The following is an 18,533-nucleotide window of genomic DNA, read 5'->3' on the forward strand; positions in this document are numbered from 1 at the left end:
GCTTGCTTTCTATTTTAAATACCTATAGCGTATGTTTGTATACATCTATATCATGAATTCTTTTTAGCAGGTACGCCCCCCCTAATATAAGCCTGTTAGCCATAGAATAATTTTATCTAAAAATTGTTATTTTATATGAGCAAGCCTATAGAAAAACTAAAAAAACAACTTATTGAAATATCCGAGGTTGTTAATGCATTCAAATCCGAAGCCGTACAAGTGAAAGTTGTGGACAAGTTATTAGACGCCATGATAGAATTTGAAAAAAACGAAGGAGAAAATGGCGAAATATTTCACAAAAAAAAGACCGATGCCGCCCCTCAAAATAACGTTGCATCGCGAAAAAAGCCCGGTGCAACAAAGGTATTAAATCAGTTATTGGGCACAGACTTTTTCAAAACTCCGCATTCCATATCGTCCATTGCAGAATATTGCAAAAACAAATTCAACTCCGATTTCAAAACGTCTGAACTATCGGGTATTTTGCTGAAGTTGTCTAATGAGAATAAGTTAATACGGCAACGTAACGATGAAAATAACAGGTTTGAATATGTTAAGGTATAAGCTATTATTTAAGGTTAAACAAGTTATCAACCCCTAATACCCTGCGCGAAGTAAATCCTTCTGCGTAGGTTACGCCTATAATTTTTCCAAATTCGCGCGCGCGCCCCTCAATACCTTCAATAAACCCAGGCGATGAAATATAGGTTTGCGGCTCACCCTCGTTCCAATCAGGATTATAAAACTGCGAACCAAAGGCTTTAACACTTGCTATTTTTTTCTCCCAGTGTTCAGTAACGTCAACCAATATATCAGGCTCAATATACTCGTCCTGTATAAAGTTCAACAAAATATTAGGTCGCCAGGGTTGTTGTAACTCTCCGTTGCTATAGGTTTCAATCTTGCGCAGGCCCGATAAAAAACAAGCCGTGTCAATTAATTCGTAAGCTCGTCCATGGTCGGGATGTCTGTCGTGTCTAGCATTACCAATAATTATTTCGGGTTGATATTTACGTATAGCCTCAATAACCTTCAATTGATACTCCTTCGTGTTTTGAAAAAACCCATCCGGTAGGCCCAAATTCTCCCGGGCATGAAGGCCCAAAATAGCTGCAGAAGCGGCGGCTTCTGCAGCGCGTATCTCAACCGATCCGCGGGTACCTAATTCGCCGCGGGTAAGGTCCACTATACCTACTTTCTTTCCGTCGGCAATATGTTTAAGCAGGGTGCCTGCACAACCTAACTCGGCATCGTCCGGGTGTACAGAGAGCACCAGTATATCTAATTTTTGCATGGGGTTAAATTTCGTTCACCAGGCGGCCTACTCTTTTCCTGATCTTTGATGAGGTAGGCTTGGTAAATGGATAAAAAAAATCTGTTACAATACCGAGGCGGTTAACCAAAAACTTATGGAAGTTCCAGCGTGGAACTGATGACAGTACACCGTTTTGTTTTTTATCAGCAAAAAACTTATAAAGAGGATGTGCATAAGGCCCTCTTACTCTTATCTTATCAAAAACATGGAAATTTGCCCCATAGTTCTCGCAAAACTGAATTATACCGGCACCTTCCAGAGGTTCCTGGCCGCCAAAATCGTTGGAAGGAAAAGCAAGTATTTCAAAATCCAAGCCTGCAAACTCATTTTTCAGCGCTACCAGATCGTTCATTTGAGGGGTAAAACCACATTGCGAGGCAGTATTAACTATTAAAAGCACTTTATTTTTATAGGCGCTCAAACTCTCTTCCAGTCCGTTTAACATGGGTGCGTTAAACCTGTAGATGGTATTATCAGTCATTAATTAATATTTATACGAATCATATCCCGCCTGCTGCAGTACATATTCAATATCGCGCTGTTCGTCCCTGTCGTATTCTTCTTTTAGGTTATGGCCAAATATACGCGCTGCTGATTGAAGCAGAAATGCATTAAAGCCCCCCTTTAGTTCTTTAACGAGGGTATAGGTAGTATTATTGGTCTCGCGATCAATTAACTTTATCAAAATCTCGCCCTGGGTAACGGTAAGATTTTCAATTTCCTTTTTAAACATGTCCTTTATTTGCAGCTCGCAAGCTTTTACCAAAGCCTTCTGTTTTCTTTTGTCGGCAGTAAGGGCCAAGTCGCGTTCTAACTGCCTGTATCTTTCTCCGGCAAAACGAGCATAGGGGATAACCTTATGAACGTTGTATTTTAAACGGCGATAAGCGTCACGGTCGGCCTGCGTTCTGAAAATACGCACGTCTACTATGTGTACTTCCGGCGCCACTAGCCATGGGATACGTTGACCTTCATATTCAACAGAATAGGTCCTTATAGTGTCATTTTTGCCAAGGGCCGGATACGGCGCAGTGTCCTGTGCTTTTACAACACCGGCCATGCAACAGCAGACTATAATAAGACCAAGAAATTTCATAATTTTACTTCTCTGCAAAATTAAAGCAATTTTTTTCTGTATTTTATAAATTACGGCAAATAAAATGTTTATTGCAAACCTGTGATGATTAAATTTATAACCGCGGTATGAAAGAATTAGTGATAGACATTGAAGCGGAAAAAACCGAGATACTAAAAAGGTATCGAACCTTGCTGCGTGCAAGTAAATCTACCTTACAAAAGGGTGATAAACGCATGATACGCAAGGCTTTTGATATGGCTTTGGAGAGCCATAAAGATATGCGCCGCAAATCCGGCGAACCTTATATTTACCATCCTATAGCAGTAGCCCAGATAGCTGCCGAAGAAATTGGCCTCGGCACTACCTCTATAGTATGTGCGCTACTGCACGACGTTGTAGAAGATACTGACATAACACTTGATGAAATAGAGAATGAGTTTGGTAAAAAGGTAGCCAAAATTATTGACGGCCTCACCAAAATATCAGGTGTTTTTGACACCAACAGCTCTTTACAGGCCGAGAACTTTAGGAAAATGCTGCTCACCCTTGCAGATGATGTTAGGGTGATATTGATCAAGTTAGCCGACAGGCTGCACAATATGCGCACAATGGAGTTTATGCCGCGCGATAAGCAGCTTAAACTATCATCAGAAACTATATACCTGTATGCGCCGCTTGCGCACCGTTTGGGCCTGTATGCCATAAAGTCTGAACTGGAAGACCTTTCCATGAAATACATGGAGCGCGAAACCTACCAGTTCATCAAAAACAAACTCAACGAGAAAAAAACTGAACGTGAGCGGTTTATCCGCGATTTTATTGAGCCGGTAAAAAAGACACTGGAAAGCCAGGGTTTGGATGGCGATCTGTTCGGTCGGCCAAAATCCATCCACTCCATCTGGAATAAGATGAAGAAAAAGGCTGTGCCGTTTGAGGAGGTGTATGATCTTTTTGCTATTAGAATTATATTGGACAGCACACCCGAAAATGAAAAGGCCGATTGCTGGAAAGCATATTCTATTGTCACGGATCTTTACAGACCTAATCCGGACAGGCTGCGCGACTGGATTTCATCGCCAAAGGCAAATGGATACGAGTCTCTGCACACTACCGTAATGGGCCCGCGCGGGCAATGGGTTGAAGTGCAGATCCGTACCAAACGTATGAACGAAATTGCCGAAAAGGGTTTTGCAGCGCATTGGAAATACAAAGAGGCATCAACCGATAGCGGATTGGATCTGTGGGTGAGCAAAGTGCGCGAAATGCTAAAAAACCCTGATGCGAATGCACTGGAGTTCTTAGATGATTTTAAAATGAATCTCTTTTCTGACGAGATCTTCATTTTCACGCCGAAAGGAGCACTTATACAACTGCCGTTAAATGCTACGGCCCTTGATTTTGCCTTTGAAATACACACTGATGTTGGCGCCAGTTGTATAGGTGCTAAAGTAAACCATAAACTGGTACCATTAAGCTACAAGCTTCAAAATGGCGACCAGGTGGAGATCATCACCTCGAGTAAACAAATACCTAAAGAAGATTGGCTGAATTTTGTAGTTACAGCCAAGGCAAAATCAAAAATAAAATCGGCATTAAAAGAAGAAAAACGCAAAGTTGCCGAAGATGGAAAGGAAATATTGGAGCGAAAAATGAAATCGCTCAAGATAACCTACAACTCAGAAAACCTGCATAAGCTGAGTTTTTACTTTAAGTTATCGTCTACGCAGGATTTGTTCTTCAATGTTGCGAAAGGATTGATCGATATTAAGGATCTGCGGGAATACCAGCTATCTGAAAAAGTTATTGAAAACAAACCGCAGGAGAAGATAGATACAGAGCAGGTGCATACGCTGCTTAGAAATATCAAGACCAAAGACAGCGACATGCTGCTTATTGGCGAGGATATGCAGAAGATTGACTATAAACTGGCCGCCTGTTGTAACCCCATACCGGGCGATGATGTATTTGGATTTATTACCGTAAGCGATGGCATAAAAATACATCGCACCAACTGCCCTAATGCGGCGAAATTAATGGCAAATTACGGCTACCGCATTGTTAAAGCAAAATGGACAAATCAACAGGAGCTGGCATTTTTAACCGGTTTACGCATTACGGGAATTGACGATGTTGGATTAATTAACAAGATCACCACTGTAATATCAAATGACTTTAAAGTGAATATGCGTTCTATAACCGTTGATAGCGATAATGGTATATTTGAAGGCTCAATTATGGTTTATGTTAATGATACCGAACATTTAGACAACCTGATAAAGAAGCTTAAAATGGTAAACGGAGTTAACACCGTGAGTCGCTTTGATACAGCGATTGAGAAGGCTTCTTAATGGTTGATTTAGTGAGCAGTTGATTTGGTGACTTGTTTGAATTCAACTTAATCAAGTCAATAAACTTAATCAACAATAATTGATAACTTTGACTCTTTAATAAAACACTATGCCCCAACAGGAAACCATAGCAATGGTAAAAAAGATTTTTGAGGCTTACCTTGAAAATAAAAGTTTGCGCAAAACGCCCGAACGCTTTGCTATTTTAGAAGAAATCTATTCGCGTAGCGATCACTTTGATGTGGAGTCATTGTACATCCACATGAAAAACAAAAAGTATCGTGTAAGTCGTGCTACGGTTTATAATACTTTGGAGCTGCTGGTATCTTGCGATCTGGTTACTAAGCACCAGTTTGGTAAGAACATGGCGCAGTTTGAAAAATCATACGGATACCGCCAGCACGACCATATAATATGTATAGACTGCGGTAAAGTGGTTGAGTTTTGCGACCCACGCATTCAGCAGATTCAAAGCATGATGGGTGAATTACTTAAATTCGAGATCAAACATCACTCTTTAAATCTTTATGGAAATTGTGTAAAACTTAGAGAAGGTTTCTGTGACAGAAAAAATTAACTTTGCGACCTTTAATATAACACTATAATTTCATAATGGCTGTTGACGTATTATTAGGCCTCCAATGGGGCGACGAAGGTAAAGGAAAGATTGTTGACGTATTAAGTGCAGGTTACGACCTGATTGCCCGTTTTCAGGGCGGCCCTAATGCAGGGCACACTTTAGAGTTTGACGGAAAGAAATTTGTACTGAATACTATCCCTTCCGGAATATTCTTTGCCAACACGCTTAACCTAATTGGTAATGGCGTTGTTATTGACCCTATCACCTTAAAAAAGGAATTAGATAAATTAAAAGATGCCGGCCATGACCTGCTTGCCAAAAAGAACCTGGTTATAGCGAAAAAAGCCCATCTTATATTGCCAACTCACCAGTTGCTTGATGCCGCTAATGAAAAACGCATGGGTGATGGCAAGATAGGTTCTACGTTAAAAGGCATTGGCCCTACCTACATGGATAAAACCGGTAGGAATGGTTTACGCATTGGCGATATTACTTTGCCTGATTTTAAAGAACGTTACCAGAAATTGGTTGATAAACATACATCAATGCTACAGGCTTTGTATGGGGATGTTGCCGATTTCAGCGAACGCGAACAAGCATTTTTTGAAGCCATTGAGCTGATCAAACAATTCCCGTTGGTTGATTCTGAGCATTTAGTTAACAACTATATTAGAGAAGGCAAAAAGGTTTTGGCAGAGGGCGCCCAAGGCGCTATGCTGGATATAGACTTCGGTTCTTACCCGTTTGTAACTTCATCAAACACAACTACTGCCGGGGCCTGTACCGGCTTAGGTATAGCACCATCAACCATTGGCGATGTGATCGGCATTTTTAAAGCTTATTGCACTCGTGTAGGCGGTGGCCCCTTCCCTACTGAGTTGAATGATGAAACCGGCGAAGAGCTGCGTCGTATTGGGCATGAGTTTGGTGCCACAACAGGCAGACCACGCCGTACCGGCTGGATAGATCTACCTGCTTTAAAATATGCTATTATGCTGAACGGCGTTACCCAAATGGTTATGACCAAAGCTGATGTATTAAGTGGATTTGACAAAATATACGCCTGTACTCACTATAATTATTTAGGCGAAAAGATAGACTATATGCCTTATGATATCTGTTCGGTTGATGCTGAGCCCGTATTAAAGGAAATTGACGGATGGAACGAAGATCTGACCGGCATAACTGAGCTGTCAGAAATACCGGCAAGGTTACAGTCATACATTGATTATCTTGAAAAAGAACTTGGTGTTCCAATTAAATATCTTTCGGTAGGGCCCGATAGAAAACAAACTTTAGTGTTGCACTAAGGTGGTAACTAATTAATTAGATCAGTATTGAAGATTAAAAGATAGTATGTGTTGATAATAAAAAAAAGCCCTTGCTAACGCAGCAAGGGCTTTATTTTTATTATCTTTTTAAATCAATCATTTATCACTAAGCTTCAATCACTAATCTTTCAATTTAGTCAACTACCAAAACGCCATCTGCCATAACAGAAATGTCCTTTTTGGGTGCATTTATGGCTGCTATCTCTTCTTTTGATTTACCTGCATCAGATGCAAGGTGTTTCAGGTCTTTAACTGAAGTTTCTTTTAAAACAGCTTCGCCTTCAACTACTACGGTTTTACCAACAATATTTTGTGGCATAAAATAACCGTAATCAGTAAATTGAACAACAACGGTGCTGCCATCATCTTTAGCTAATCGCATAAAGCATCCTTTAACTTTACAAACTTCTACAACTTTACCCGTTACTTTACCTTTAAAAATGGGGGTAGTGTTAAGCGCAGATGAAAGGGCTAAAGTAGTAACCGCTTTGTCGGCAGTAGTGCCTTTGCCGTAAGTTACACCCGGAGCAGCAGGTTTAGGAGCATCTGTTTGCGCGTAAGTAAAGCCGCCAAATGCAAGACATAGTGCTAAAATGAACAGTTTTTTCATTGCAATTATTTTTATAAGGATAATAAAATCAGTTTAGGCAAAGATAAGGGTAATTACCAAACAATTACAAGTCCCGGATATTTACAGCCCGGTTGCAAACCTTTTGCTTGGAGATGGCTATTTTTACGGGGTGGTAAAACTATTAAAGGATACCGGAATTTTCAAGAAGAAAGCCCTGCATTGGGCCTCGACATTTGACGTGGTTTGTTATCTTGACTCCAACGATTTTAAAGACCCTTATTCAAAATTTGATACATTGATAGCCATTGGTGTTAAGCACCAGATCATCACCAACGCCGGGTCTGCTTTTAATGACCTTGTGAAATTCCGCAATAAGCATCCCGGTTGGATAACCGGCTTTTTGAGTTACGACCTTAAGAATGAAGTGGAGAACCTTACTTCTTCCAATCCCGACCATCTCCAATTTCCTGACCTGCACTTTTTCGCGCCCCTGCACCTTATCATCATCCGTGGTAATGAGGCTGAGATCATTTCAGATGATCCTGAACAACTATTAAAAGATATTGAAGATCAGATTACAGAAGTTAAGCCCATTGCACCGGTTACACTTAAGCAACGGTTTAGCAGGGAGCAGTATTTAAGCGCAGCCGGCAAGATAAAGGAGCACATTACCCGAGGCGATATCTATGTTACCAACTTCTGCCAGGAGTTTTATGCTGATGATGCTAAAATCGATCCGGTTGCCGTCTTTCTGGAGCTCACCCGCACATCGCCCAAACCTTTTGGGGCATTTTATAAGTGGAACAATAACTATGCGCTTTGCGCCTCGCCGGAGCGTTTTATGGCTAAGCGTAGCAGCACACTTATATCTCAGCCTATAAAGGGAACAGCGCCCCGTGGCAACACTGCAGAGGAGGATGAAGCCATAAAGCTACAGCTACGCAACCACACCAAGGAACAGCAGGAAAACGTTATGATAGTTGACCTGGTGCGCAATGATCTTACCAAATCTGCTAAGCCCGGCACTGTTAAAACCGAGGAGCTGTTTGGCATATACAGCTTTATGCAGGTTCATCAAATGATATCAACCGTGGTTTGTCAACTGCGGGAGGATGTATTGGCTGTTGAGGCGGTGCGTAATACCTTCCCGATGGGTAGCATGACGGGTGCGCCTAAAATACGCGCCATGCAGCTGATGGAGGAATACGAACGCAGCAAACGCGGCCTTTACTCGGGTGCCATTGGGTACTTCAGTCCGGATGATGATTTTGACTTTAATGTGGTGATACGGACCTTGCTTTATAATGCAGAAACGCGTTACCTATCTTTCCAGGCCGGCAGCGCTATTACTTACCATGCCGATGCGGAGCAGGAATACCAGGAGTGCCTGCTTAAAGCCAAAGCTGTTTTACAGGTTTTAGGGAACAAGTAAACAACCTGCGTGTCCCATACGCGTGTGAGACAAAATGAGCCGGGATGGGACGCCTTTTTTAGTAAGCAGTTGGCAGTAAGCAGTTTGCACTTTGTAGTTGGGACAAAATGGGACTACTTATAAGTCAGGAAAATTAGCTGTAGATAGCATATAATAGTTTAAGTATCAACACGTTGCAAATAGCTGTTTTTTTTGACCAAGAAGTGGGACAGTAAACAATACATTAAATTCTTATCTTCTCTCCCATCCTAACCCCAATGGCCGAGCCATTTGCAAAAAATGCAGAAGCCGGTTTGCCCTGTAAATACGGCACAAAAGCATCTCCGTAAATGGCCGCAGCATCTGCATCAAAAACATAATCAGTAACGCGGCGGGTTTGCCACGACGGGTGCTCCACTTCGTATTGCATGGTAGTTTTTACATCCCAAATGTTATATCCCCAATAATGTTCAAAAATAAACTCCTCTGCGCTGCCTGGTACAATGTCAACCGGTTCATTGCTCACGGTTGCGCCTAATTTATTCCAGCGCCCTTTAAGCTTCCATTCGTATAAATATTGGGTTTTATCCTCGCTTAACGGTTTTATAGCATGGCGCATAGGCAGGGCGCGGTAATGCTCGCGGTATAATTTATTAGCAATTAAGGCTATGGCATGTTTAGGAACAAGCTCGCTTATAAAAACTGCGCCGCGTTTCCATATCTTACCATCAAAATAACGCACATAAAAACGCAGATTAACTTCTTCAAAATTTACATGAAATGGCCAGTGTACGCCCAGCACACGGGTGTCATGAAATAAAAAACCGACCATGCTTACCAGCGCCTTGCCCTCCCAAAGATCAAGCTCTGTACCGGCGGGGATATAAGGTTTTAGTAAGGTGGGGTCAACCTCATAGTTAAGCATGATAAGGTTGAGCCAGTTAGCGGTTAAAAAAGTAGATTTTGGCATGATGTAGATGAGCTGATTTTGCGCATTAGCATAGCGGCCTTTGTGATAAAACAACCATTGGGCGCAAAGATCAAAAAAACAGAACCAGGGGAGAGTATGAAGTAAACTTAATTGGATTTACGGTGCTACCAAAGCGCCTTGATCTCTGCAAAAGAACGATGCCGGCCCGATGCAGTTTTTGCCTGTGTGGGCGGGGCCGAAAAAATGTAGTGTGTAACCAGTTTATCAACCAAAACCAACGAAGCGATAATAAGCGCCACGCCGGCAACCTGGTTAAGGCGGTGCACTAATTTTGGCGATACTTTATCCCGCAGTTTGTTAGCATAAAATGCTTTGGTGGTATCCAACCCAAACTGAACCACCAGTACGGTTAAAAACATTACAGCAATTTTAAATCCGCGGCTGCTGTCATCAGCACGAAAAATTGTACTGGCTGTACCTATAACCGTTATCCAATGGAACAACAGCGTAGGATTAAAAATACACATTAAAAAGCCTTTTAAAAAGTAGCCGTAGCGCTTTAAGCCGGTGGGCTGATCATTGCTGTAATTTATCTTTACCTTTTTTATAATGTAACGTATGCCAACCACAAACAGTATAATGCTGCCTACAACACCTGCCACGGTTTTGGTTTGGGCCGATACATCAAACAGCTGCGAGCCAAACAAAATAGCTCCTACAAACACAATATCGCTGCATACAACACCCAGGGCCATGTAGATACCGGCATGAAAGCCCCGTTCAATACTGGTTTTTATCAACGCAAAAAAAACCGGGCCGGTTAAAAACGTCAACACTATTCCAATCCCTATCCCCGAAATAACAGCCTCTATCATTTATTAGGTTTAATTTAATGAAGAACGCGAATATCTGTCTTATATCATAAACAACCAAACTTTAAATACCTATATGTGGTAACTAATGTGTGTATAATTAAAAAAGTATAGCCGTAATTATAAAAAATGGTTTATGTTAGTGTTTGAATCCCAACTTAATATCCGCAACAAAAAATGGATCAAAACAAGTCAAAAAATTATAAATCGGCGCTGTATACCCTCATTACGGTATTTTTTTTCTGGGGATTTGTTGCAGCAAGTAATGACATATTGATACCGGTTTTTAAAGAAAAGCTACAACTGGAGCAATGGCAATCGCAAATGATCTCATTCGCGTTTTATGTGGCTTACACAGTTGGTTCCATAATTTACGCCATCATTTCAAGCGGCATTAAAGGCGACATTCTGAATAGAATAGGTTACAAAAACGGTATTGCTTTGGGTTTAGTTATCTCTGCCTTGGGTACGCTGTTGTTTTATCCTGCCGCAGAAACCGCTTCGTTCCTCATCATGATAACCGGCTTGTTCATCGTTGGTTTGGGCTTTTCACTCCAGCAAATTGCGGCCAACGCGCTGGCTATTGCCTTGGGCGATCCGAAGACAGGCGCACAACGACTTAGCCTGGCGGGCGGCGTAAACAACGTGGGTGGTACCATAGGGCCGGTGTTGGTAAGCCTGGCTATTTTTGGCAGCGTAAATGCAAGTTCAAGCGAGGCCAGCATTAGTGCAGTAAAATTTCCGTACCTTATATTGGGAGCTGCATTTTTATTGGTTGCCGTTATTTTTAAATTCTCATCAATACCCGACCGTATTGAAGCAGAGGCCGAAGCCGAAGCAGCGGATGTTTCGCAATTAACCAAAAGTGTTAAGAAAAAAAGCGCCCTGAGTTACCAGCAATTGGTATTGGGCATGATAGCCATATTTGTTTATGTGGGTGTTGAAGTTTCAACCGCCAGCAATTTGCCCGAATACATGCTTAAAAAACTGGGGGTGGCAACAGCCAACAGCGCGCCATATGTATCATTATATTGGGCCAGTTTGATGGTTGGCCGCTGGACAGCGTCAATTGCTGTTTTTAACTTTACGGGCGTGGCCAAAAAAGTAATGAACGTGGTGGTGCCTTACGCAGCTTTTGGGCTTTTTCTGTTAATAAGCAAATTAGCTAACCATGATGTTACCCCGTTTTACGTTTACGGTTTTGCTATAATAGTACTAATAATTGCCGAGCTGCTAAGTAAAGGCAACCCCGCAAAGCAGCTTTTAATTTTTTCTTCATTGGCTATTGTAGCCTTATTTATAGGGATGACAACCACCAGCATGCTCAGCGCTTATGCTTTAATAAGCGTGGGCCTTTTCTGCTCTACCTTATGGCCCTGTATTTATGCCCTTGCAATTGCGGGCCTTGGCAAACATGCCAATCAGGGCTCGGGCTACCTTATTATGATGATAATGGGTGGCGGCTTTATTAGTCTATTACAGGGCTTTTTAGCTGGTGATGCGCTGTTGGGCATACAATGGTCATATCTGGTTGGAGTGGCTTGCTTTGCTTATCTTGCTTTTTACGCTATTAAAGCCAAAACTATCTTGAAGGCGCAGGGAATTGATTTTGAGGACGCACCTGTAAAGGCGGCTCATTAATCAGCAAACCATTATAGAACAATTAGTTATGAAACCCAGTTTTGACCATATATTTATGAAATTAGCTACCGACCTTGCCTTGCGCTCGCACTGCGTAAAGGCTCAGGTTGGTGCTGTTTTAGCCCGCGATACACGTATTATTTCTATTGGATATAACGGCCCACCTGCAGGCACACACAACTGCGATGAGGAATGGCCCGAAACCGGCTGCGCCCGCGACTCCAAAGGTAGTTGCTCACTTGCCCTGCACGCCGAACAAAACGCCATTTTATATGCCGTAAAAAACGGCGCGCGATTGGAAGGAGCTACCCTTTACACCACCCTATCTCCCTGCATAGCATGCGCCCGGTTGATCTTTTCGGCAGGAATTAAACAGGTATATTTCAGCAAATCATACGCGCAATACAAGGGCATTGCCAGCGATGAAGGGGTTGATTTTTTAAATAGGTTTGGTGTACCGACAGTGAAGTTAGCGGAAGAAGTGGCGTAGACCATAGCATGCGGTTGCCTTATCGCTTGGTGATGTCCCTCACTTTTGGCTTGCCCCGCTAAGGCCGCGGAGGCCTTGTTCTTTTTCCTTGAGTGGCTGTTGCGCAACCGCCATAAGGAGCTTTCAATTTTTTATATTTATGATAGTTGCACGTGATAGAAGTTGATTCTTTCCAGGTAGATGTAGGCTTTATAAACGTGTTCACGAAGGATAATTACACTTAACTTCACCGGTTTTGGTCGGTATTTCAACATTTTCTTAAGATTATAAGCGATAGCAGCCATAGTTAGGCATTTATTGGCCTGTATAAGTCCTTTACAGTTGACCCTTTTAATGCCGAGATAATTTACCAATGTGCCGATAACCGGCTCAACTGTACTTTGTCGAAGCTTCATTAGTCTTTTAGCTTTTCGGGTCCGCATTCTCAGGTGCATAGTATCGTAATAAGGTTTGTCTAAAGTTTCCTTTATCCTTAGTCTGTTACCTTTAAAGGCTGCGCATGTGGCTTGTTGCTCGCAATTGCTACAACCCTTCACCCCGGCTCCATACTGCTTCATCCAATAGCCTGCGGTAAAGTAAGTTCCCAGATAGTTTACGTTTACGCCCCGCTCGCATTGGTAGTGATCTTGTATTGCATCATAAGTAAAACCTTCTCTCTCATAGTTGAACTGGCCTCTGTTTGGAATATAACCGGTTATACCACTTGCTTGTAGCGCCTTTAAAGCATCGGGACTGCTATAACCTGTATCAGCTACGATCTCTTGCAGCGCAATATCATTTTCAAGTAAGGTAGCTTTGAGATGTCTTAACACAGCAGCTAAACATTCACTGTCTCTTTTATCCGCTGTAAAAGCCTGTACATGGGTGATCATGTGAGTTGCTGTATCAACTGCTACCTGCCCAAGATAGTTAAGTGCCGTTGGTTTACCGGGCTTTACTGACATCTTTGCATCAGGATCTGATGGACTATAATGGGTGTCGTTTGAGGGGTTCTTCTTTGGCTTCAATCCTTTATCATCAAGTTCATCCGCCTTTTTAAACGGTGATACCGATACTGATGGCTCTTCATTATCCTGTAGTTCACGGCTGTAAGCATCCGCATCATCCAAAATGTCTTTTTCAATCAGACTATCCAAGGAGGCATTAGCTTTAATAAAGAAACCATCTACAGCCTGCCTTTTGCCTGATACCATACCTTTATCAATACATTGTTTCAGCACTTGTTTAAACAGTTCTGTAAATACATGCTCCCCATATAGCTGCCTTGTGCGACTTAGGGTGCTATGCCATGGCAATTCGTCGTCCAGATCATGATCGATGAAATACAAGAGATCCAACCGCAAGCGGGAGGTGGCTATGATACGGCGGTCGCTGTTTAGGTTTTCAAGGTAACCAACAAGTATCAACTTCATAAACACTACAGGGTCAATACTCTTTTGACCTTCTGTACCATAATACTCAGCCGTCAGCGGATAAATAAATCGTAAATCAAGTTGTTCCTTTAAGCGCCTATAGAAATTGTCGGCGGGAATATGATCTGATAGTTGAAAGTTAACAAACAACTTTTCCTGATAGGTCTTTTTGCCTTGCATACCACAAGATAACACATACCACAGTCCGCTTTGTCTGTATCTTTTCAACAAACTGTTAGTTGCGCAACAGCCACTTGATGAAAAAGAACCAAAAAATCAAGTCAGTCGCGATGCTTCTTTTCGCACAAGGCCTTGCCCACGATCAGGTAAAACCACGGGCTGTAATCTTTTTGCCCCTGTTGTCGCACATGGCCCGCGCTTCAGCAAAAATTTACTATGCCCCTGCCATCGCACTGTCCAACAGTTTTACCTGCTCTTTGCTGAAGCTGTGCGGCTGACAGATCCTCTTCCATAAGAAATAACGCAATAATAAAAAGAAGCGCAAAGGCCTGTCAGGGTGCGCGGCCGGGAGTCTGGCCTGTGTGGTGGCAGCGATCAGCCTGACTTGATTTTTTGGTTACTTTTGTATCAAGTGGCTGTTGCGCAACTAACAGTTTGTTGAAAAGATACAGACAAAGCGGACTGTGGTATGTGTTATCTTGTGGTATGCAAGGCAAAAAGACCTATCAGGAAAAGTTGTTTGTTAACTTTCAACTATCAGATCATATCCCCGCCGACAATTTCTATAGGCGCTTAAAGGAACAACTTGATTTACGATTTATTTATCCGCTGACGGCTGAGTATTATGGTACAGAAGGTCAAAAGAGTATTGACCCTGTAGTGTTTATGAAGTTGATACTTGTTGGTTACCTTGAAAACCTAAACAGCGACCGCCGTATCATAGCCACCTCCCGCTTGCGGTTGGATCTCTTGTATTTCATCGATCATGATCTGGACGACGAATTGCCATGGCATAGCACCCTAAGTCGCACAAGGCAGCTATATGGGGAGCATGTATTTACAGAACTGTTTAAACAAGTGCTGAAACAATGTATTGATAAAGGTATGGTATCAGGCAAAAGGCAGGCTGTAGATGGTTTCTTTATTAAAGCTAATGCCTCCTTGGATAGTCTGATTGAAAAAGACATTTTGGATGATGCGGATGCTTACAGCCGTGAACTACAGGATAATGAAGAGCCATCAGTATCGGTATCACCGTTTAAAAAGGCGGATGAACTTGATGATAAAGGATTGAAGCCAAAGAAGAACCCCTCAAACGACACCCATTATAGTCCATCAGATCCTGATGCAAAGATGTCAGTAAAGCCCGGTAAACCAACGGCACTTAACTATCTTGGGCAGGTAGCAGTTGATACAGCAACTCACATGATCACCCATGTACAGGCTTTTACAGCGGATAAAAGAGACAGTGAATGTTTAGCTGCTGTGTTAAGACATCTCAAAGCTACCTTACTTGAAAATGATATTGCGCTGCAAGAGATCGTAGCTGATACAGGTTATAGCAGTCCCGATGCTTTAAAGGCGCTACAAGCAAGTGGTATAACCGGTTATATTCCAAACAGAGGCCAGTTCAACTATGAGAGAGAAGGTTTTACTTATGATGCAATACAAGATCACTACCAATGCGAGCGGGGCGTAAACGTAAACTATCTGGGAACTTACTTTACCGCAGGCTATTGGATGAAGCAGTATGGAGCCGGGGTGAAGGGTTGTAGCAATTGCGAGCAACAAGCCACATGCGCAGCCTTTAAAGGTAACAGACTAAGGATAAAGGAAACTTTAGACAAACCTTATTACGATACTATGCACCTGAGAATGCGGACCCGAAAAGCTAAAAGACTAATGAAGCTTCGACAAAGTACAGTTGAGCCGGTTATCGGCACATTGGTAAATTATCTCGGCATTAAAAGGGTCAACTGTAAAGGACTTATACAGGCCAATAAATGCCTAACTATGGCTGCTATCGCTTATAATCTTAAGAAAATGTTGAAATACCGACCAAAACCGGTGAAGTTAAGTGTAATTATCCTTCGTGAACACGTTTATAAAGCCTACATCTACCTGGAAAGAATCAACTTCTATCACGTGCAACTATCATAAATATAAAAAATTGAAAGCTCCTTATGGCGGTTGCGCAACAGCCACTCAAGACAAAAGTAACAGCCTCCGCGGCAAATGAGCGGGGCAAGCCAAGCGCGAGGGACTAACCAAGCGATAAGTAACGCAGGTCATCCCCTCGAAAAAGAAAAAATGCATATCGACCATAGCGCGGCAAGGTAAGCGCGTAAGCCTCATCAAGCGACAAAGCGCGTGTTTAACTAACTATCAAACTTCTCCAACAACTTCAGCAGCGTTTCAAAATCCTTCGGATATGGAGCATGAATAGTAACATCTGTGCCGTTTAAGATTTTGAAGGTAACCTGATAAGCATGCAGGGCAAAACGCTTCATAATAGGCAGTTCTTCCTGCTCCTTGCCTAAATGATATTTACGCTTAATGGCAGAGAGAAACACCGGTTTGCCTTTATACATTTCGTCTCCGGCGATGGAAGCACGTTGGGTGGCTAAATGAATGCGGATCTGGTGCATACGACCTGTAACCGGGCGGCACTCTACCAAAGTATAGTGTTTAAAAAATTTAAGCGACTGGAACCAGGTTTCGGCACGTTTGCCCTCCTGCCTGCTAATGGTTACGTTACCTTTACCAACGTTTAGGATAGGCAGATCAACCAGCAGGTTATCAAATACGTGGGTACCATCAATCACCGCATGATAAACCTTATTTACCTGTCGTTTTTCAAACTGCATAGATATATGCCGATACGCTTCAGGGTTTTTAGCGATGATCAATGATCCGGAAGTCTCTTTATCTAAACGATGGCAGATCTGCGCATCATCTGAGTAAGCCTTTGCCATACGCAAAATGCTGATATCACTGCTGCCCTCTCCCCGTTCATCCAACGAGCTTATAAAAGCCGGCTTGTTTATCACTATCAAATCATCATCCTCAAACAGTATCAGGTCGGCAAACTTGGGTATCTTCATGCTTTTATGTTAGCCGGCAAAAATACGGTTATTAATTTAAATCCTTAACGTCAGTTTTAGCTAAAGCCGCCTGGTACTTTTAAAACATCTCCATTAAAACCCCCCTCTCGAGACGGGAATCGCACCGCCCGCCGCTCTTTTTAAATCTTTCCAACACTTATAATATAAATGATCTCTTTCAATTACCCATCAGTTTCCATCCTCCTAAAACAAAATCCAAATAATATTGGTTATTAACTGACATACAAATATCTATCTATAAAAACATGAGTGATAAAAAAACCGAACCTGAAGAAAAGGGATTTTTTGAGAAGGTTAAAGAAACAATTGAGGAGCTGTGGGAAGGCACCAAAGACAAGGCAGAAGACGTAGCAGATGTTGCGGAAGAAAAATTTGACGACCTGAAAGAGGCTGTTGCACCAAAGAAAAGAGCCGCAACCCGCAAAGTAGCCACGGCTAAAGCATCAGTAAAAAAAGAAACGAGTGATGTTGCCACAAAAGCCAAAGCTGCAGTTAAAGAAACTAAAGCCAAGGTTGCAGATGTTAAAGCAAAAGCAGAGGACAAAGCTAAAACCATTACAACAAAAGCTAAGACAGCTGCTGCCGATGTTAAAAAACAAGCTGATACGAAAGTAAAGGCCATTGCTACCAAAGCGAAGGCTGATACAGCCCCAGCTAAGGCAACAGCCGCTAAAGCCGGTACAGCTAAAAAAGCTACCGCTAAGCGCAAGCCTATATTATAATATAATGGCTATAAAACAAAAACGCCTCCTGAATTATCAGGAGGCGTTTTTGTTTTATGCTTCAAATTTGTATCCTACACCTTTTACGGTGGCTACTACATCATCGCCTAATTTCTCTCTCAGCTTTCTAATGTGTACATCAATGGTACGATTGGTAACTACTACCGAGTCTTCCCAGATGTTTTTAAGGATCACCTCGCGGGTGTAAACTTTGCCGGGTTTTGATGCAAGCAAGTAAAGCAGTTCAAACTCCTTTTTAGCCAGTACAACTTTTTGTCCATCCTTGTAAACCAAATATGCCTCACGGTCAATAACCAGCGAGCCAATTTCCAGCTTATTATCTGCAACGTCTTCAACAGGCGCATTACGGCGCAAAATAGCGTTTATACGGCTAACCAAGGCGCGCGGCTTAATAGGTTTGGCTATGTAATCATCGGCGCCAACGTTAAAACCGGCAATCTCTGAATATTCTTCGCTGCGGGCGGTTAAAAACACCATAAAAGTATTTTTAAACTCGGGCATGGTGCGCATAATACGGCAGGCTTCAATGCCATCCATTTTAGGCATCATTATATCAAGAACTATCAAATCGGGCAGTGAACGTTTTGCTTCGGCAACGGCCTCCTGACCATTATGGGCCAGGTAAACCTGGTAGCCTTCCTTCTTCAAATTGTATTCAATAAGCTCTAAAATATCAGGCTCATCATCAACAATAAGTATCTTCTGTTTGGTAGTGTTGCTCATT

At 42.3% G+C, this 18,533-nt stretch carries 19 protein-coding genes; 10 read left to right on the forward strand and 9 right to left on the reverse strand.

Annotated features, from left to right (window positions below):
- Positions 1-135: 135 nt before the first annotated feature.
- The gene (locus ACVW2L_RS10955; RefSeq protein WP_457128006.1) at positions 136-564 is read left to right on the forward strand and encodes a hypothetical protein; all 429 of its coding nucleotides are present in this window, start codon (positions 136-138) and stop codon (positions 562-564) included.
- Between the two features lie 4 nt (positions 565-568).
- On the opposite strand, the gene bshB1 is transcribed toward ACVW2L_RS10955, so the two are convergent.
- Genes bshB1 through ACVW2L_RS10970 form a run of 3 tightly spaced genes read right to left on the reverse strand, consistent with a single transcriptional unit; the run spans position 569 to position 2,411 of the window.
- Entirely contained in the window at positions 569-1,294 is a 726-nt protein-coding gene (bshB1, locus tag ACVW2L_RS10960) for a bacillithiol biosynthesis deacetylase BshB1 (RefSeq protein ID WP_457128007.1), read from the reverse strand.
- Between the two features lie 4 nt (positions 1,295-1,298).
- Positions 1,299-1,796: a glutathione peroxidase gene (locus ACVW2L_RS10965; protein ID WP_457128008.1), complete on the reverse strand. Its 498-nt coding sequence runs from the start codon at positions 1,794-1,796 to the stop codon at positions 1,299-1,301.
- Positions 1,797-1,799: 3 nt separating this feature from the next.
- On the reverse strand, positions 1,800-2,411 hold the full coding sequence (locus ACVW2L_RS10970; RefSeq protein WP_457128009.1) for a DUF4294 domain-containing protein: 612 nt from the start codon (positions 2,409-2,411) through the stop codon (positions 1,800-1,802).
- Between the two features lie 107 nt (positions 2,412-2,518).
- Here ACVW2L_RS10970 and ACVW2L_RS10975 point away from each other — a divergent pair, with 107 nt between their 5' ends.
- From ACVW2L_RS10975 to ACVW2L_RS10985, 3 genes are all read left to right on the forward strand, one after another.
- On the forward strand, positions 2,519-4,741 hold the full coding sequence (locus ACVW2L_RS10975; RefSeq protein WP_457128010.1) for a RelA/SpoT family protein: 2,223 nt from the start codon (positions 2,519-2,521) through the stop codon (positions 4,739-4,741).
- A 109-nt stretch (positions 4,742-4,850) separates the two neighbouring features.
- Positions 4,851-5,318, forward strand: a complete 468-nt coding sequence (locus ACVW2L_RS10980) for a Fur family transcriptional regulator (protein ID WP_457128011.1) — start codon at positions 4,851-4,853, stop codon at positions 5,316-5,318.
- A gap of 35 nt (positions 5,319-5,353) precedes the next feature.
- Entirely contained in the window at positions 5,354-6,631 is a 1,278-nt protein-coding gene (locus ACVW2L_RS10985; protein WP_457128012.1) for an adenylosuccinate synthase, read from the forward strand.
- Positions 6,632-6,785: 154 nt separating this feature from the next.
- Here the strand turns inward: ACVW2L_RS10985 and ACVW2L_RS10990 are convergent, their stop codons facing one another.
- Positions 6,786-7,262 (reverse strand): DUF4920 domain-containing protein, encoded by a 477-nt coding sequence (locus tag ACVW2L_RS10990; protein WP_457128013.1) that lies wholly within the window; start codon positions 7,260-7,262, stop codon positions 6,786-6,788.
- 130 nt (positions 7,263-7,392) lie between these two features.
- Here ACVW2L_RS10990 and ACVW2L_RS10995 point away from each other — a divergent pair, with 130 nt between their 5' ends.
- Complete coding sequence (locus tag ACVW2L_RS10995; RefSeq protein WP_457128014.1) at positions 7,393-8,655, forward strand: anthranilate synthase component I family protein; 1,263 nt, start codon at positions 7,393-7,395, stop codon at positions 8,653-8,655.
- A gap of 223 nt (positions 8,656-8,878) precedes the next feature.
- On the opposite strand, the gene ACVW2L_RS11000 is transcribed toward ACVW2L_RS10995, so the two are convergent.
- Both ACVW2L_RS11000 and ACVW2L_RS11005 read right to left on the reverse strand, forming a co-directional pair.
- On the reverse strand, positions 8,879-9,604 hold the full coding sequence (locus ACVW2L_RS11000; protein WP_457128015.1) for a YqjF family protein: 726 nt from the start codon (positions 9,602-9,604) through the stop codon (positions 8,879-8,881).
- A 125-nt stretch (positions 9,605-9,729) separates the two neighbouring features.
- Complete coding sequence (locus tag ACVW2L_RS11005) at positions 9,730-10,440, reverse strand: LysE family translocator (RefSeq protein ID WP_457128016.1); 711 nt, start codon at positions 10,438-10,440, stop codon at positions 9,730-9,732.
- Between the two features lie 174 nt (positions 10,441-10,614).
- Between ACVW2L_RS11005 and ACVW2L_RS11010 the strand changes: the two genes are divergently transcribed.
- Both ACVW2L_RS11010 and ACVW2L_RS11015 read left to right on the forward strand, forming a co-directional pair.
- On the forward strand, positions 10,615-12,078 hold the full coding sequence (locus ACVW2L_RS11010) for an MFS transporter (RefSeq protein ID WP_457128017.1): 1,464 nt from the start codon (positions 10,615-10,617) through the stop codon (positions 12,076-12,078).
- A gap of 28 nt (positions 12,079-12,106) precedes the next feature.
- The gene (locus ACVW2L_RS11015; protein ID WP_457128018.1) at positions 12,107-12,568 is read left to right on the forward strand and encodes a deoxycytidylate deaminase; all 462 of its coding nucleotides are present in this window, start codon (positions 12,107-12,109) and stop codon (positions 12,566-12,568) included.
- Between the two features lie 137 nt (positions 12,569-12,705).
- Here ACVW2L_RS11015 and ACVW2L_RS11020 read toward each other — a convergent pair whose 3' ends face one another.
- Positions 12,706-14,160, reverse strand: a complete 1,455-nt coding sequence (locus tag ACVW2L_RS11020) for an IS1182 family transposase (protein WP_457128019.1) — start codon at positions 14,158-14,160, stop codon at positions 12,706-12,708.
- 77 nt (positions 14,161-14,237) lie between these two features.
- Here ACVW2L_RS11020 and ACVW2L_RS11025 point away from each other — a divergent pair, with 77 nt between their 5' ends.
- Both ACVW2L_RS11025 and ACVW2L_RS11030 read left to right on the forward strand, forming a co-directional pair.
- Positions 14,238-14,438, forward strand: a complete 201-nt coding sequence (locus ACVW2L_RS11025; protein ID WP_457128020.1) for a hypothetical protein — start codon at positions 14,238-14,240, stop codon at positions 14,436-14,438.
- A gap of 208 nt (positions 14,439-14,646) precedes the next feature.
- Positions 14,647-16,101, forward strand: a complete 1,455-nt coding sequence (locus ACVW2L_RS11030; protein ID WP_457128019.1) for an IS1182 family transposase — start codon at positions 14,647-14,649, stop codon at positions 16,099-16,101.
- Positions 16,102-16,319: 218 nt separating this feature from the next.
- On the opposite strand, the gene ACVW2L_RS11035 is transcribed toward ACVW2L_RS11030, so the two are convergent.
- Positions 16,320-17,045: an RluA family pseudouridine synthase gene (locus ACVW2L_RS11035; protein WP_457128021.1), complete on the reverse strand. Its 726-nt coding sequence runs from the start codon at positions 17,043-17,045 to the stop codon at positions 16,320-16,322.
- Positions 17,046-17,311: 266 nt separating this feature from the next.
- On the opposite strand from ACVW2L_RS11035, the gene ACVW2L_RS11040 reads away from it, so the two are divergent.
- Positions 17,312-17,788 (forward strand): hypothetical protein, encoded by a 477-nt coding sequence (locus tag ACVW2L_RS11040; protein ID WP_457128022.1) that lies wholly within the window; start codon positions 17,312-17,314, stop codon positions 17,786-17,788.
- A gap of 54 nt (positions 17,789-17,842) precedes the next feature.
- On the opposite strand, the gene ACVW2L_RS11045 is transcribed toward ACVW2L_RS11040, so the two are convergent.
- The gene (locus tag ACVW2L_RS11045; protein ID WP_457128023.1) at positions 17,843-18,532 is read right to left on the reverse strand and encodes a response regulator transcription factor; all 690 of its coding nucleotides are present in this window, start codon (positions 18,530-18,532) and stop codon (positions 17,843-17,845) included.
- Between the last annotated feature and the right edge of the window lies 1 nt (position 18,533).

It is taken from the genome of Mucilaginibacter sp. HD30 (assembly GCF_054061755.1).